The 13,915-nt window shown below is 40.0% G+C and carries 13 protein-coding genes; 11 read left to right on the top strand and 2 right to left on the bottom strand.

The window, feature by feature from the left end; all coding sequences use genetic code 11:
* Positions 1 to 4: 4 nt before the first annotated feature.
* The 4 genes from ACDZ29_RS27035 to ACDZ29_RS27020 all read left to right on the top strand — a co-directional run bounded on the left by ACDZ29_RS27035 (position 5) and on the right by ACDZ29_RS27020 (position 2,943).
* Complete coding sequence (locus tag ACDZ29_RS27035; protein WP_370015573.1) at positions 5 to 706, top strand: N-acetylmannosamine-6-phosphate 2-epimerase; 702 nt, start codon at positions 5 to 7, stop codon at positions 704 to 706.
* A 368-nt stretch (positions 707 to 1,074) separates the two neighbouring features.
* Positions 1,075 to 2,352 (top strand): Glu/Leu/Phe/Val dehydrogenase, encoded by a 1,278-nt coding sequence (locus ACDZ29_RS27030; protein WP_289315920.1) that lies wholly within the window; start codon positions 1,075 to 1,077, stop codon positions 2,350 to 2,352.
* A 34-nt stretch (positions 2,353 to 2,386) separates the two neighbouring features.
* Positions 2,387 to 2,677, top strand: a complete 291-nt coding sequence (locus tag ACDZ29_RS27025; protein WP_289315921.1) for an SAV0927 family protein — start codon at positions 2,387 to 2,389, stop codon at positions 2,675 to 2,677.
* Positions 2,678 to 2,694: 17 nt separating this feature from the next.
* Positions 2,695 to 2,943 (top strand): hypothetical protein, encoded by a 249-nt coding sequence (locus ACDZ29_RS27020; RefSeq protein WP_289315922.1) that lies wholly within the window; start codon positions 2,695 to 2,697, stop codon positions 2,941 to 2,943.
* 72 nt (positions 2,944 to 3,015) lie between these two features.
* Here ACDZ29_RS27020 and ACDZ29_RS27015 read toward each other — a convergent pair whose 3' ends face one another.
* Positions 3,016 to 3,756, bottom strand: a complete 741-nt coding sequence (locus tag ACDZ29_RS27015) for an IclR family transcriptional regulator (protein WP_375089350.1) — start codon at positions 3,754 to 3,756, stop codon at positions 3,016 to 3,018.
* A 176-nt stretch (positions 3,757 to 3,932) separates the two neighbouring features.
* On the opposite strand from ACDZ29_RS27015, the gene ACDZ29_RS27010 reads away from it, so the two are divergent.
* The 7 genes from ACDZ29_RS27010 to ACDZ29_RS26980 all read left to right on the top strand — a co-directional run bounded on the left by ACDZ29_RS27010 (position 3,933) and on the right by ACDZ29_RS26980 (position 12,398).
* Complete coding sequence (locus tag ACDZ29_RS27010; protein WP_375091231.1) at positions 3,933 to 4,790, top strand: dimethylarginine dimethylaminohydrolase family protein; 858 nt, start codon at positions 3,933 to 3,935, stop codon at positions 4,788 to 4,790.
* A gap of 15 nt (positions 4,791 to 4,805) precedes the next feature.
* Complete coding sequence (locus tag ACDZ29_RS27005) at positions 4,806 to 5,570, top strand: dimethylarginine dimethylaminohydrolase family protein (protein WP_375091230.1); 765 nt, start codon at positions 4,806 to 4,808, stop codon at positions 5,568 to 5,570.
* 77 nt (positions 5,571 to 5,647) lie between these two features.
* A complete protein-coding gene (locus tag ACDZ29_RS27000) occupies positions 5,648 to 7,264 on the top strand; it encodes a M20/M25/M40 family metallo-hydrolase (RefSeq protein WP_375089349.1) in 1,617 nt (538 codons plus the stop codon).
* Positions 7,265 to 7,444: 180 nt separating this feature from the next.
* On the top strand, positions 7,445 to 8,788 hold the full coding sequence (locus ACDZ29_RS26995; protein ID WP_375091229.1) for a YfcC family protein: 1,344 nt from the start codon (positions 7,445 to 7,447) through the stop codon (positions 8,786 to 8,788).
* A gap of 51 nt (positions 8,789 to 8,839) precedes the next feature.
* Positions 8,840 to 10,018 carry an amidohydrolase gene (locus ACDZ29_RS26990; RefSeq protein ID WP_375089347.1) on the top strand — a complete coding sequence of 393 codons (1,179 nt, stop codon included), beginning with the start codon at positions 8,840 to 8,842 and terminating at the stop codon, positions 10,016 to 10,018.
* Between the two features lie 151 nt (positions 10,019 to 10,169).
* A complete protein-coding gene (locus ACDZ29_RS26985; RefSeq protein ID WP_289315927.1) occupies positions 10,170 to 10,931 on the top strand; it encodes a dimethylarginine dimethylaminohydrolase family protein in 762 nt (253 codons plus the stop codon).
* A gap of 51 nt (positions 10,932 to 10,982) precedes the next feature.
* Positions 10,983 to 12,398, top strand: coding sequence for an amino acid permease (locus ACDZ29_RS26980; protein ID WP_375089345.1), 1,416 nt, complete (start codon positions 10,983 to 10,985; stop codon positions 12,396 to 12,398).
* 79 nt (positions 12,399 to 12,477) lie between these two features.
* On the opposite strand, the gene ACDZ29_RS26975 is transcribed toward ACDZ29_RS26980, so the two are convergent.
* Positions 12,478 to 13,838 (bottom strand): IS3 family transposase gene (locus ACDZ29_RS26975; RefSeq protein ID WP_375091228.1). Its coding sequence is split into 2 segments (ribosomal slippage): positions 12,478 to 13,382 and positions 13,382 to 13,838, totalling 1,362 coding nucleotides; the frame shifts between segments, so codons are not numbered across the junction.
* Positions 13,839 to 13,915: the final 77 nt, after the last annotated feature.

Below are 13,915 nucleotides of genomic sequence, written 5' to 3'. Positions count from 1 at the left end.
AATTATGGATAAAAAAAACGTATTGGAATCTATTAAGAATGGATTGATAGTGTCGTGCCAGGCTAGAAGGGGATGGCCGATGTATGGGGCGGATATCATGGGCGCATTAAGCAAGGCTGCAGAAAAAGGAGGCGCAGTTGGTATTAGGGCTACCGGGCCTGAAAATATTAAAGCGATTAAAAAGGTAACAAAATTACCTGTATTAGGTATTCACAAGCAATGGATTGATGAATGTGAAGTATATATTACTCCTACCTATGAAAGTGCAATAAGCATTATTGAGGCTGGAGCGTCCATCGTAGCTTTAGATGGGACTCAACGAAAGCGCCCTCATGGAGAAACGGTAGAAAGAATCATAGGAAAAATCCATAGTGAGCATCCAAATATTTTAGTGATGGCAGATTGTGCGACTTTTGAAGAGGGACTAATCGCAGAAAAATTCGGTGCTGATATAATATCAACCACATTGTGTGGGTATACAGAGGAAACAAAATACGTAAAAGAAGTTGATTATGACCTTATTCGAAAACTCTCTTCTGCCTTAAAAATCCCAATCATCGCTGAAGGGCATATTCATACTAAAGATCATGCTAGAAAAGCTATTGAAAGTGGCGCTTTTGCAGTCGTAGTAGGAACGGCCATTACTCGCCCGGAAATTATCACAAAAAGGTTTGTAGATGAGTTAAACCTGTTGGCTGAAAAATAGAAGTTTCAATATATATTTTGAGTATTTTTCTTTTAAATTTAACAGTCGGTTCCTTGGACTGACTGCCATTGATTAGACTTGTACCATCATCTGGCATCTGCTACAGATCAACGCTTTCTTTTTCAGGATAAACAAAAAAAGAGCACTCAATGAATGTTTTTACATTTATCGGGTGCTCTTTTTTTGTATGTAATCATCATTTTTACGTATGCAAACCTGAATTGCCTATGAATTAATACATATGTGTCTGGATGATTGCTGGTGCCGATGATGATTGCAAATGGCGGTATATGACTATCGACACTATGTTTTCAAAGCTGGCATGAAAGTTGCTTAATACTTTATAAGAATAAAAGAGAGGTGCTAAAATGACAGGGAAAATTAAGGTAATTGAAAAACGGCAATTGGATAACCCGCTGCAAGAATTCCAGGATATCTTAAAAGAAGCCATTCATGTTTTGGGCTATCCAGATCTGGTTTTTGACTTTTTAAAAACGCCAATGCGTTTTTTGGAAGTCTGTATTCCTATTCAAATGGATAATGGGGAGACAAGGATGTTTCAAGGGTATCGGGCTCAACATAATGATGCAGCCGGTCCAACGAAAGGGGGGATTCGTTTTCACCCGGATGTCACACCTGAAGAAGTTAAGGCTTTGGCGGGTTGGATGAGTTTGAAATGCGGAATAACCGATCTTCCATATGGAGGGGCAAAGGGCGGCATTGTATGTGATCCAAGACAGATGAGTTCGTCTGAGCTAGAACGATTAAGCAGAGGGTATGTCAGGGCAGTCAGCCAAATAGTGGGACCTACAAAGGATATTCCGGCACCAGATATGTATACGAATTCTCAAATCATGGCCTGGATGCTAGATGAATACGATCACATAAGGGAATTCGACTCACCCGGCTTTATTACAGGAAAGCCACTGAGATTAGGGGGATCGAAAGGTCGGGAAAAGGCTACTTCTAAGGGAGTATTATATACACTTCAAATGATAAGTGATTTAAAGGGGATTCCAATTGAAGGCATGCGGGTAATCATCCAGGGATTCGGGAATGTCGGCAGTCATTTAGCGATGTATTTACATGAAATGGGGGCAAAGATAGTCGGAATAGCGGATGAACTTGGAGGATTATACGATCCGAATGGCTTAGACATTCCTTACCTTTTGGAGAACAGGGACTCTTTTGGTGTCGTATCGAATTTATACAAAGATTCATTATCCAATCAAGAATTATTGGAAAAAGAGTGTGATGTGCTGATTCCTGCAGCTATTAGCGGAGTGGTAAATAAAGATAATGCAAAACGATTAAAATGTGAAATCCTGATCGAAGCAGCAAATGGGCCGACAACAAAAGAAGCGATTAAGATTCTCGATGAAAAAGGTATAGTGGTAGTCCCGGATATTTTGGCGAATTCAGGAGGGGTGATAGTCTCGTATTTTGAATGGTGCCAGAATAACCAAGGTTATTACTGGACGGAAGAGCTTGTGGATGAACGATTGAAGGAAAAAATAACAGCCAGCTTTTTGAATGTCTACCATACTTCCCAAAAATATTCCGTGAACATGAAAGTAGCTGCTTATATTGAAGGGATTCACAAAATAGCAGAGGCATCCCGGCTTCGAGGTTGGGTCAGGTTCTGAACGAATTAGTGCTTACAAGAAAGGGGGCAATCCGTTGAATTTTGATATTCTTTCGGAAAATAAAGAAAACCAGGCTATTCATCATTATTGCTTATTGTCACAAGATTATAGATATGATGTGACCATTGTTTATTCGGCCCAGTTTTTCGGTAAAGCAATGGTGACTTCCATTCAAAGCGGAAGAATGATTCTGCTGTGTGCCAATGATATTAATTTAGATCAATACTGGGCTCCGACCCTTGGCATTGAACAAGAAGATATACCTGAGTTCCAAAACTTTCTCGATTTAGTCTTACAATCACCATTTCATTTTGAAGAATACTGAAGGAAGGAATGATGTAAATGTACGTTGATGTGATTCTTAGTCCATGTGATGGCAGGGTTGAAAAAATTTCAATATCCAAAAATTCCAGATTTTACGAATGGGAACAGTTATTTCAGATTAAGAAGGAAGATGGACGTGTGGAAATCATTGATATTGGGGTCAGCGGGGAGATAGAGTCATTGGAGGTATTGGAGGGGGAACCAGTGGTGGCCGGCGAGGTCCTCGCCTATTTTAAAGAAGATTTATTCGTGACAGGCAGCGATTAATATAAAACGAAAAGAAGATGAAATGATTCATCTTCTTTTCATTTTATCCGTTAATCCGCCCAGCTCCTTTATTCATTGACCCCTATACCCCAATTTTGACGAAACCCGATTGCCGGTTTCCATCACATTCTTAATGAGGAAATCAAGTCTTTCTTCTGTCAGGTTAAAGCTGACAAAACCAATGCTCACTGCCCCGTGCACTTCCCCAAAATGGTTAAGTATCGGAACGGCTACAGAACATGTTCCTTCTGTCCTTTCGCTGTGACTGATTCCATGTCCCTTCATTTTTGTCTCTTGCAATATATCCCAAAATGCTTCTCTTTCTTTAATTGGCAAAAGAACATCTACGATTTTTTTCGCTTGATTATATGGCATATAGGCGAGCATCACTTTATTGGCAGCTCCAATATGCATAGGGACGCGTGAACCAAGCTGGTCATAAACCCGGATTTGGCTTTTTTCACTGTCGATTCGTTCAATAACGAGTGACTCCATACCTATTGGCTGGCTAAGATAGACGCTTTCCTCCACTTTGTTCATCAGCCTTTCCAGTTCAGGCCTAATTTGACTGATGTAATCCATTTTGTCATACATACGCAAACCATATTCGAGCCAAATATTCCCTAAACCATATTGTTTAGATTGTCCGTCCTGTTGAATTAATCCATGCTTGGACATTGCTTTTAACAAACGATGCATGGAACTGACAGGAAGATCACATTCTTGAGAAAGTTCCGTAATCGACAGCCAGTTTTCCGATGAATTGGAAACTAGCACCTTTATGACGTTCATGGCACGGTCAATAGATTGCATAAACAAACCACCTATCTTTCATCACAAGTTGAATAGCATGAGGATTTATTTGAATATTTAAAACATATTGACATTATAGCAAAAATAATTTTATAATTAAAGAAAAATTCCTATTAACGGAAGTGTTTTCCGTTATGCGGAAAAAGGAGGGAGAGCCAGTGACATATTGTTCGTCTATGTACAAACCATTGGAACGTGTCATTGTAAAACATCCGAGCGATGCTTTTATCAGTCAAGAGCATTTAAGCCAAGCATGGCGGAACTTTAACTTTGCGTCAGAGCCAGATTTCAAAGAAGCCCTAAAAGAGTATGGTGACTTTATTTCCATTTTGGAGAAATATGTTCCAAACATCGATTATTTGCCAGCATCTTCGGTAGTAGGGATTGACTCCTTATATGCGCATGACCCGGTAAAATTCACAAGCGAAGGAGCCATTATTTTAAAGTCCGGGAAAGAATTAAGGCAGCCTGAGGCTAATGTATACAAGGATTTTTGTAAGGAAAAAAACATCCCGATCATTGGGTATTTAACGGGTGATGCGGTCGCGGATGGCGGTGATATCGTTTGGCTTGATGATAAGACCCTTGTTGTCGGACATGGTTATCGTACAAACGCTGAAGCCATTCGGCAATTAAAAGAAATGACCGCTCATCTAGTGGATGAATTCATCGTAGTTCAGCTTCCGCATGATCAAGGTGAGGCAGAGTGTCTCCATCTTATGTCTTTCATCAGTATGGTCGACCATGATTTAGCGGTAGTTCATTCTCGCCTAATGCCAGTCTTTTTCAGAAAATTACTTATTGAACGGGGCATTCATCTTATCGAAGTGCCGGATGATGAGTACTTGAACTTAGGCTGCAATGTGCTCGCCATTGCTCCTCGGGTTTGCGTAATGTCTTCTGGTAACGCTTACACAAAGCGAAAACTTCTTGATGCAGGGGCAACAGTTTATGAATACAAAGGAACTGAAATCAGTTACAAAGGCACTGGCGGTCCAACCTGTTTAACTTGCCCTGTGGTGCGTACAATATAAATGATGGGGGATTTAATTTTGTATAAACATGTAATTGTAAAAACACCAGGAAAAAGCTATGTAAATGGATTAACAACATCCGACCTTGGCACGCCAAATTATGAAAAAGTATTGCAACAGCATGCTTCTTACGTGGAAGCTTTGAAAAAATGTGGGGTGTCAGTCACACACTTGCCGGCAAGCGAGGAGTTTCCAGATTCAACATTCGTTGAAGATACCGCCGTTCTGACTCAGGAATTTGCAGTCATTACTAATCCAGGAGATGTTTCCAGAAACAGTGAAATAAAAGAAATCGAGTCGGTTCTGAAGGATTTTTATGCTAATTTTCACTATATAAACGCTCCAGGCACATTAGATGGGGGAGATGTCCTTCAAGTCGATGATCAATTTTTTATCGGTATTTCGAATCGTACAAACGAGGAAGGTGCACGCCAGTTAAAGGAAATTTTGAAATCAGAAGGGTATAAAGGGACGATTGTTCCATTAAAAGAGTTCTTCCATCTGAAAACAGGAATAGCCTACCTAGGAAATGACTTGATTGTTGCAGCAGGTGAATTCCTCGACCATCCAAATTTTGCCCAATACAAGAAAATCACGGTTTCAGCAGAAGACGAATATTCAGCAAACTGCATCCTCGTAAATGACTATGTGATTATTCCGAAGGGATATGAAGAGACGACCCGTCGATTGAATGAAGTTGGTTTTAAAACGATTGAGCTGGACATGTCGGAGTTTCAAAAGCAGGATGGTGGATTGAGCTGTTTGTCACTGCGGTTTTAAACTTCGGAGAATTTCGATAAAAGTGTTTCTTCCCACTATTACTCTAATATTAGATGAAAATCGGAAAGGGGATTTCAATGAGTCAATTACTATGGGGTACTCCGGAAACGCTTCGTGCTTTGTTATGTGAACTTGTTAGCTGGGAAAGCCGTACACTTACAATGGGGGAAAGCACGTTTCCTTATAAGTTACAAGAGAAATTAAGAGAGCTTGATTATTATAAAAGGAATCCGGCGTACTTATCGCTTCACGAAGCTGATTTAGGGAGAAATTTTGTCAATGCCTTTTATAAACATCCTGAAGCAAAGGAGACAGTTGTATTAATTAGCCATTTTGATACAGTTCATACCGAAGAATACGGTGATCTTGAGTCTCTCGCTTTTCAACCAGAGGAGCTCACGAAAAAACTTCATGATCGGAAAGATGATCTCCCGGAAGAAGCGCGCATTGATCTTGAATCGGGAAAGTACTTGTTTGGCAGGGGAACGATGGATATGAAAATGGGGCTTGCCCTTCACATGGCTATCATCGAAAAGGCAAGCATTGAACAATGGCCAATCAATCTCCTGCTGTTAACGGTTCCTGATGAGGAAGTGAATTCTGCGGGAATGAGGGCTGCAGTTAAAGAACTTGTGACCTTACGTGATAAATATGACATTTCCTATAAAATGTTTTTAAATAGTGAACCATCCTTTTCACAGAAACCGGGCGATGAAAGTCATTATATTTATTCTGGAACGTTGGGAAAAATCATGCCAGCTGCTCTTTTTTATGGGAAGGAAACTCACGTGGGTGAACCATTAAAGGGGATAACTGCCAACTATATAGCCTCGTTTCTTACGCAGCTCATGGAGTGGAACACTCTTTTTCAGGAAAGTGATCTGGGCGAGGAAACACCTTTACCCGTATCGCTTCAGCAAAAAGATTTGAAACTGCAATATTCAACACAGACACCTTATCTTGCAGCCGCGCTTTATAATGTTTTCATCATGAAAAGAAGCGCTGCAGAAATTATGGATTTATTCGAGCAGGTTGCAAAGGAAGCAGCGATGAATTGCAATGAATCATATAAAGCTCTTTGCCAGCGTGAACAAATTGAAGGTGTAGGAGAAGTAAAAGTATTGCGCTACGAAATGTTACTTTCTTATGCCGAGGGGAAATTTGGAGGTAATTTTGTTGAACGAATCAAGAGTGAAGTAAAAGGGAACATGGATTTGGATGAGCGGGAAAAGTCACTGCGAATCGCTGAAAAACTGATGATACAATGTCAGGAGCTTGCACCCGCCATTGTATTGCTGTTTGCACCGCCATATTATCCAGCCGTCAATACGTCAGATGATCCGCTTATCGTAAATTCTGTGAATTTAATCAAGGAAACTGCCAGCTTCCTTGATGAAGAAGTCAGCCAAATTCATTATTTCAATGGTATTTGCGATTTAAGCTATGTTCATTATCGTGAGGGGTCTGATGGCTGGACGGCTTTTGAAAAGAATACGCCAGTCTGGGGCGATACTTACAGCATTCCTTTTGCTGATATGCAAAGACTTCAGGCACCCGTGCTCAATGTGGGTCCGTTCGGCAAGGATGCACACCAGCGTACTGAGCGCCTTCACATTGATAGTGCCTTCGTCCATACGCCCGTTATGCTGGAGAAGTTAATAAAGAGTATGTTTAAGTGCTTGGTTGAGAAGTGATGGAGGGATCCTATCCCTTCGACTGGAAAACTGGATTAAAAGTATAAAACTTTAACTGGGGGTATTTATATGAATGACCTGCCTAATGGTCAAATCACTTCCGAGCCGCTTAATCAGAAAAATAAGCCACTTAACCAGCTAACGGAGTTACCGGAAAAAGGGATAAATCCTTTTGTATTGATGTTTATCGTAATTGTAATAGTGACAGTATTGACCCATATCCTACCTGCAGGCCAATATGAAAGAATCGAAAAAGATGGCCGAAGTGTAGTCGATCCCACTTCTTTTGAATTTGTCGAATCAACACCAGTAGGGTTATTGGAAATGTTCAGCAGCATTCATGCGGGGATGATTGAAGGGGCGTCAATAATCTTGTTCGTCTTTTTGTTTGGCGGTGCTCTCGGAATCATGCAGGCAACAGGAGCCCTTGATTCATTCATTAAATTTGTGGCTGTCCGATTCGGAACAAAAGAGAAATTGCTTATTCCGTTGATGGTATTAATCTTCGCATCATTAGGGACACTGATCGGCTCTGCTGAAGATGCGTTAGTCTATATCGCAATCATTGTTCCGATGACGATTGCATTAGGTTTTGATGCACTTACAGGTTTTGCGATCGTTATCCTTGGTACATTGGCGACTGGATTCATTTCGGGGATTACAAATCCTTTTAATGTAGGGGTTGCCCAAAGCATTGCAGAACTGCCCATGTATTCGGGAATGGGATTGCGCATCGCTCTTCTTGCAGTGTTTTATGTAATTACAGTATTGTACATCTATTTCCATGCAATGAAGGTGAAAAGAAACCCCGAACTGGGGGAGTATGGGAAATTCAGGCGTGAAGATCATGCACATCTTGATAAAAACTTTAAGATGAGTAAGAGACATAGCGCTGCTTTAATTATTTTATTGGTGAATTTCATCCTATTAGTCTATGGAGTCATTAAATTAGGATGGTATATAAGTGAAATTGGAGGCTTGTTTTTATTAAGCGGGATCATCATGGGCATGATTGGAGGCCTGACCCCATCCAAGATGGCCAATGGTTTTATTTCAGGAGCAGGCGATATGGTTTCTGGCGCATTGATAATTGGAATTGCGCAGACAATCTTGGTCATCATTACAAGTGGCGGATTGCTGGATACTATTTTATATTATGCTGCAGGATTGGTTGAGCAGCTTCCTCCCGCCATAAATGCAATCGGAATGTTCATTGTCCAATTATTTCTTAACTTCATTGTTCCATCTGGAAGTGGACAAGCGGCATTGACGATGCCGATTATGGCTCCATTAGCGGATTTAATGGGTGTGACAAGACAAACGGCAGTCCTAGCTTTCCAATTAGGGGATGGGATCTCGAATATGATATTTCCGACTTCTGGAGTGCTGTTGGCTGGACTGGCAGTGGCAGGCATATCATTTACGAAATGGGTAAAATGGGTGTTTCCATTTCTTTTGATTCAGGTTGCGGTAGCGATTATCTTTTTGATCATTGCTCAAAGCATACAGTATGGCCCTTTTTAAAGATTTGAAAAGTCTGAATATTCTAACTAAATGATCAAGGAGGCATTCATGATGAAGACAATACAGGAGACAGTTGTGGATGAAGTGAATTCATGGAGACGTCATTTTCACGAAAATCCGGAGCTCTCATATCAGGAGCACCAGACTTCTGAATTCATCTACAGGAAATTAAAAACCTTTACAGGACTAGAGGTGACGAGACCTACCGAAACGAGCGTATTGGCGGTTCTCAAAGGTGCTAAAAAATCTGCACTAAAATCTAATACCATCACTTTTCGTGCAGATATTGATGCACTCCCGATAGAAGAGGAAGCAGAAGTTGAATATAAATCAAAAAATCCTGGGGTTATGCATGCATGCGGACATGATGCACATGCTGCAATGTTATTAGGTGCTGCTAAAGTCCTCTCTGGGAAAAAAGAAGCGATTAATGGAGAAATCAGGTTTATTTTCCAACACGCTGAGGAGGTTCTGCCAGGGGGAGCTCAGGAATTGGTGAAAAAAGGGGTCATGGAAGGAGTAGATTATGCATTTGCATTGCATGTTACTCCTTATGAAAACACTGGAACGATATGTTTAAGGGAAGGGGTATTCTGTGCAGCAGCTGATGATTTTGAACTTAAAATAATTGGTCAGGGCGGACATGCGTCGACACCGGAATTAACGGTGGACCCGTTAATCATTGGTGCCGAAATTACGACGAATATTCAACATATCGTTTCCAGAAAAATTTCAGCTCTAAGGACACCTGTCATTTCAGTCACTCAGTTCCATTCCGGAAGTGCGCTCAATGTCATACCTGAATATGCAAAAATCGGCGGTACCATTCGTTCATTGGACTCTGATAGCCGAGTGAAAGCAAGGGAGCATCTAGAGCAAATCGTTAAGGGGATTTCAGAAGCGCATGGGGCAAAATGTGAAATTACTTGGTATTTAGGATATCCAGCCGTAGTGAATGATAAAGCTGCCGTTGATATTTCGAGAACGGTCATGGAAGGGATTTTTGAAGAAAATCATATCATCCATGTTGATGATCCAATGTTCGGGACCGAAGATTTTTCAGCTTTTTCCGAAATCGTTCCCTCTTCCATGCAGTTCATAGGCGTCCATAATAATGAGTTTGGAAAAGCTTATCCTTTGCACCATCCTAAATTTAAAATCGATGAGAAAGCTTTAGGATATGGAGTGCGATATTTTGTAGGGATAGCGGATAAATTATGCAGTCAATAAAATGATTGAAGGAAGAGTTTAGTATCTGCTTTGGAATAGTTAAGCGATTGCTAAAGAAAAGGGATAAAAGTCAAATTACATTTAAAGTACGGGAGGTTTATTAACCTCCCAAATCTTAAGAAGATAAGCTACCTATTTAGGAGGAATATATATGTTTAAACATGCGATTGTACGAAAGATTGGAAAAAGTTTTGTAAATGGATTAACAACATCGGATTTAGGAAACCCGGATTATGAAAAAGCGCTTGTACAACACGAGGCTTATGTAGAAGCATTAAAACGCTGCGGTGTGAAAGTGACCGTTCTGGATTCTGATGAAACATACCCTGATTCTACGTTTGTAGAAGATACCGCCGTGTTGACGCCAAAATGTGCCCTTGTAACGAATCCTGGTGCAGAAAGCCGAAATGGTGAGGTTATTGAAATGAAAGAAGTTTTAAAGGGATTTTATGACACAATCGAGTATATTCAATCCCCAGGCATGTTAGATGGCGGAGATGTAATGCAGGTTGAAGATCACTTCTATGTTGGCCTTTCATCGAGAACTAATGAAGCAGGAGCTCTGCAGTTCAAGGATATCATGGGTAAGTATGGTTATGATACGACCATCATTCCCCTTAAGAAATTCTTTCATTTAAAAACGGGTGTCAATTACCTGGGGGACAATAATTTATTAGTGGCCGGAGAATTCATCAATCACGAGGTTTTTTCAAGCTTTAATCAAATAACTGTAAAACAAGAAGAAGAATATTCGGGTAACTGCGTCCGAATGAACGACCATGTTATTGTCCCGAAAGGATTTGAGGGAACAAAGAAAAAAATAGAAGATTTAGGATACACGGTGATTGAAGTGGAAATGTCTGAATTTCAAAAACAAGATGGCGGCCTTAGTTGTCTCTCTTTGAGATTCTAAGATAGTTTGGGAGAAGAAATAGGTTAATAGATAAGATAAGGACGTGATTATATGGGGGATGGACTGGAGAATAATGATCAACTGCAACGCTCAATGAAAAGACGTCATTTATTTATGCTTTCGCTTGGCGGCGTTATTGGTACAGGCCTTTTTTTAAATGCAGGCTATACAATTAACCAAGCAGGGGCAGGAGGCGCCCTGTTGGGATATTTAGCCGGTGGTCTTATTTTGTATATGGTAATGGTTTGTCTGGGTGAGCTAGCCGTTCATATGCCGGTTACAGGTTCTTTCCAAAAATATGCTGCTGAATATATTGGGCCTTCGGCTGGTTTTTCGCTCGGATGGATGTATTTCGTCGGTTCAGCCGCAACTGCAGGAGTTGAATTTACAGCAGCAGGAATATTGATGAAACAATGGTTCCCCGATATTCCTACCTGGATTTGGTGTGCAGTGTTCATAGTGCTTTTATTTACCTTGAATGCATTGACGACAAGAGGTTTTGCAGAGGCGGAATATTGGTTCGCCGGAATAAAAATCGTTGCAGTTATTTTATTTATCTTGATTGGAATCGCGGGCATCTTTGGTTTTGTCTCTTTATCTGATCGTCCAACCCCATTCTTTGAAAACCTGGCTCCTTCCGGTCTTTTTCCAGCAGGGGGCATTACAATTATCTTTGTGACAATGATGAATGTAATATTTTCTTATCAAGGTTCAGAACTGATAGGAATAGCAGCAGGGGAAAGTGAAAAACCTGAAGAGAACATACCAAAAGCCATACGAAATGTCCTTTTTAGAATCATTGTTTTTTACATTGCGTCCATTATTATCCTTTCTGCCATATTCCCTTCTTCAGAATTAGGATTGTTGGAAAGTCCTTTTGTAACTTTAATGAAGATAGCGGGGGTTCCTTATGCAGCAGGCATCATGAATTTCATAATTTTGACAGCCATCCTTTCTGTGGGGAATTCATGTCTTTATGCATCTACACGCTTGCTTTGGTCGATGGCCCATGATGGGATGGCACCTAAGCTGTTTGGTATTTTGTCAAATAGGAAAGTGCCGTTGAATGCCCTTCTTTTTACCATATCCTTTTCTCTTCTATCATTATTGACAAGCTTCATTGCTGCGGATACTGTGTTCGTGATACTTATGTCAATAGCAGGTATTTCCGTCACAATTTCATGGATGGGAATTGCTTTATCGCAATATATGTTTCGCAGGAAATTTATAAAAGCGGGAGGGAAAACGGAAGAGTTACAATATAAAGTACCTTTTTATCCATTTGTCCCATTGTTTTGTTTAGGCTTTTGCTTGCTGATTCTTGTATTCCTTGCTTTTGACCCTACCCAACGAGTAGGACTGTTTTATGGAATAGGATTTTTGGTAGCCTGTATTTTATTCTATAAATTTAAACTGGCTAAGAAAGTAGAGTCAAACACTAACTTTGAAAATGAAAAAATATTGTAATGGAGTTCTATATTGAAGTTCGTATTAAAAGGTCAGCCAGTTTTTGAACTGACCCCCTAAAGTTAGACAGGTTATATCGTTAGGCAGCCTGTTGGGCATGAGTTCGGTATTGTACCGGGCTCATGCCTTTTAATTTTGCCTTGATTCGTTTGTGATTATAGTATTCTATATATTTTGCTAGTTCTTGTTTAAAGTGTTCCACACTTTCAAATTCTTTTAGATAAAGAAGTTCCGATTTCATGATACCAAAGAAATTTTCCATAACAGCGTTATCGTAACAATTCCCTTTGCGAGACATACTTTGCGTAATGCCACGTTCCCTAAGGGCATCACGGAATTGTTTCATTTGATAATGCCAGCCTTGATCTGAATGAATAAGGAGAGTATCGTCGTCTGTTAAACGTTCAAAAGCTTGATCTAACATCGTTGAAATGAGTGAGTAGGTTGGTCTTGAACCGATTGTATACGTAATGATTTCTCCATTAAATAAGTCCAATATCGGCGATAAATATAGCTTTTCTCCAAATAATTTAAACTCTGTAATATCCGTAACCCATTTCTCATTTGGTTGTTCAGCTTTGAAATTGCGATCTAAAATATTTAGTGCAATCTTGCCCACAGTTCCTTTGTAAGAGCGATATTTTTTCATACGGACAAGATATTTTAGCCCTAGTTCTTTCATGATACGTTGCACCTTTTTGTGGTTTACTTTGTGTCCGCGATTTCTAAGTTCATCACGAATACGCCGGTAACCAAACCGACCTTCATGTTCATCGAAAACAGATTTAATCAATACTTTCAGTTCTGCATCTGCATCAGGACGACCGAAGTTTTTCACCCAATAGTAATACGTGCTACGCGGAATGTCAGCGAGCTGTATAAGTGCTTTCACCGAGAATGCATTCCTTAATTCATAGACTACTTGTGATTTGTCTTGTTTGGTGATTTTTCCTTGTTTTGAACTAAGGCATTCAACTTTTTTAAATAGGCATTCTCCATACGTAAACGTTCATTCTCCGCCTGTAAAGCCTCTATTGATCCTTCATCGGGTACTTGAGAATTTGATGTCTTATTATTTTTATTTTTCATGGATGGACGCCCCTTTTTCTTTGATTGTAGGGCATCAAATCCATCTGTTTCATAAGCAACTTTCCATTTTCGAAGCGTTTCATAAGATGGAATATTAAAAATCGCTGCTGTTTTCCTGATAGACGTCCCTTGTTCGTTCATATAATTGAGTACATCTAGTTTAAACTGTGCAGGGTAGGGTGTATAGCGTTTTTCAAAAGCATCATCACCAAAAAGTTCAAATTGTTTAATCCACTGATGGAGTAAACTCGGATGAACACCAATAGATTTAGCAATGGTTTGTCCTCCCTCATTACCATCTATATATTGTCTTACTGCCTGTATTTTTTCTTCTGAAGAAAATCTCGCCATAAAAAAACTGCACCTCCAATTGTTAGTTGTGTCTAACAATTGGGGTGCAGTTCATTTATACTGGTTGACCTTTTTTT

Source organism: Peribacillus sp. RS7 (assembly GCF_041956845.1).
In the GTDB taxonomy this organism is placed as follows: domain Bacteria; phylum Bacillota; class Bacilli; order Bacillales; family DSM-1321; genus Peribacillus.
This window is presented reverse-complemented; position numbering and strand designations above follow the sequence as displayed.

Bases quoted from the DNA above. Each gene is read 5' to 3' on its own strand.
- ACDZ29_RS27030 (WP_289315920.1), top strand. From the start codon at position 1,075: ATGACAGGGAAAATTAAGGTAATTGAAAAACGGCAATTGGATAACCCG.
- ACDZ29_RS27020 (WP_289315922.1), top strand. From the start codon at position 2,695: ATGTACGTTGATGTGATTCTTAGTCCATGTGATGGCAGGGTTGAAAAA.
- ACDZ29_RS27015 (WP_375089350.1), bottom strand. From the start codon at position 3,756: ATGCAATCTATTGACCGTGCCATGAACGTCATAAAGGTGCTAGTTTCC.
- ACDZ29_RS26985 (WP_289315927.1), top strand. From the start codon at position 10,170: ATGTTTAAACATGCGATTGTACGAAAGATTGGAAAAAGTTTTGTAAAT.
- ACDZ29_RS26980 (WP_375089345.1), top strand. From the start codon at position 10,983: ATGGGGGATGGACTGGAGAATAATGATCAACTGCAACGCTCAATGAAA.
- ACDZ29_RS27035 (WP_370015573.1), top strand. From the start codon at position 5: ATGGATAAAAAAAACGTATTGGAATCTATTAAGAATGGATTGATAGTG.
- ACDZ29_RS27000 (WP_375089349.1), top strand. From the start codon at position 5,648: ATGAGTCAATTACTATGGGGTACTCCGGAAACGCTTCGTGCTTTGTTA.
- ACDZ29_RS26990 (WP_375089347.1), top strand. From the start codon at position 8,840: ATGAAGACAATACAGGAGACAGTTGTGGATGAAGTGAATTCATGGAGA.
- ACDZ29_RS26995 (WP_375091229.1), top strand. From the start codon at position 7,445: ATGTTTATCGTAATTGTAATAGTGACAGTATTGACCCATATCCTACCT.
- ACDZ29_RS27010 (WP_375091231.1), top strand. From the start codon at position 3,933: ATGTACAAACCATTGGAACGTGTCATTGTAAAACATCCGAGCGATGCT.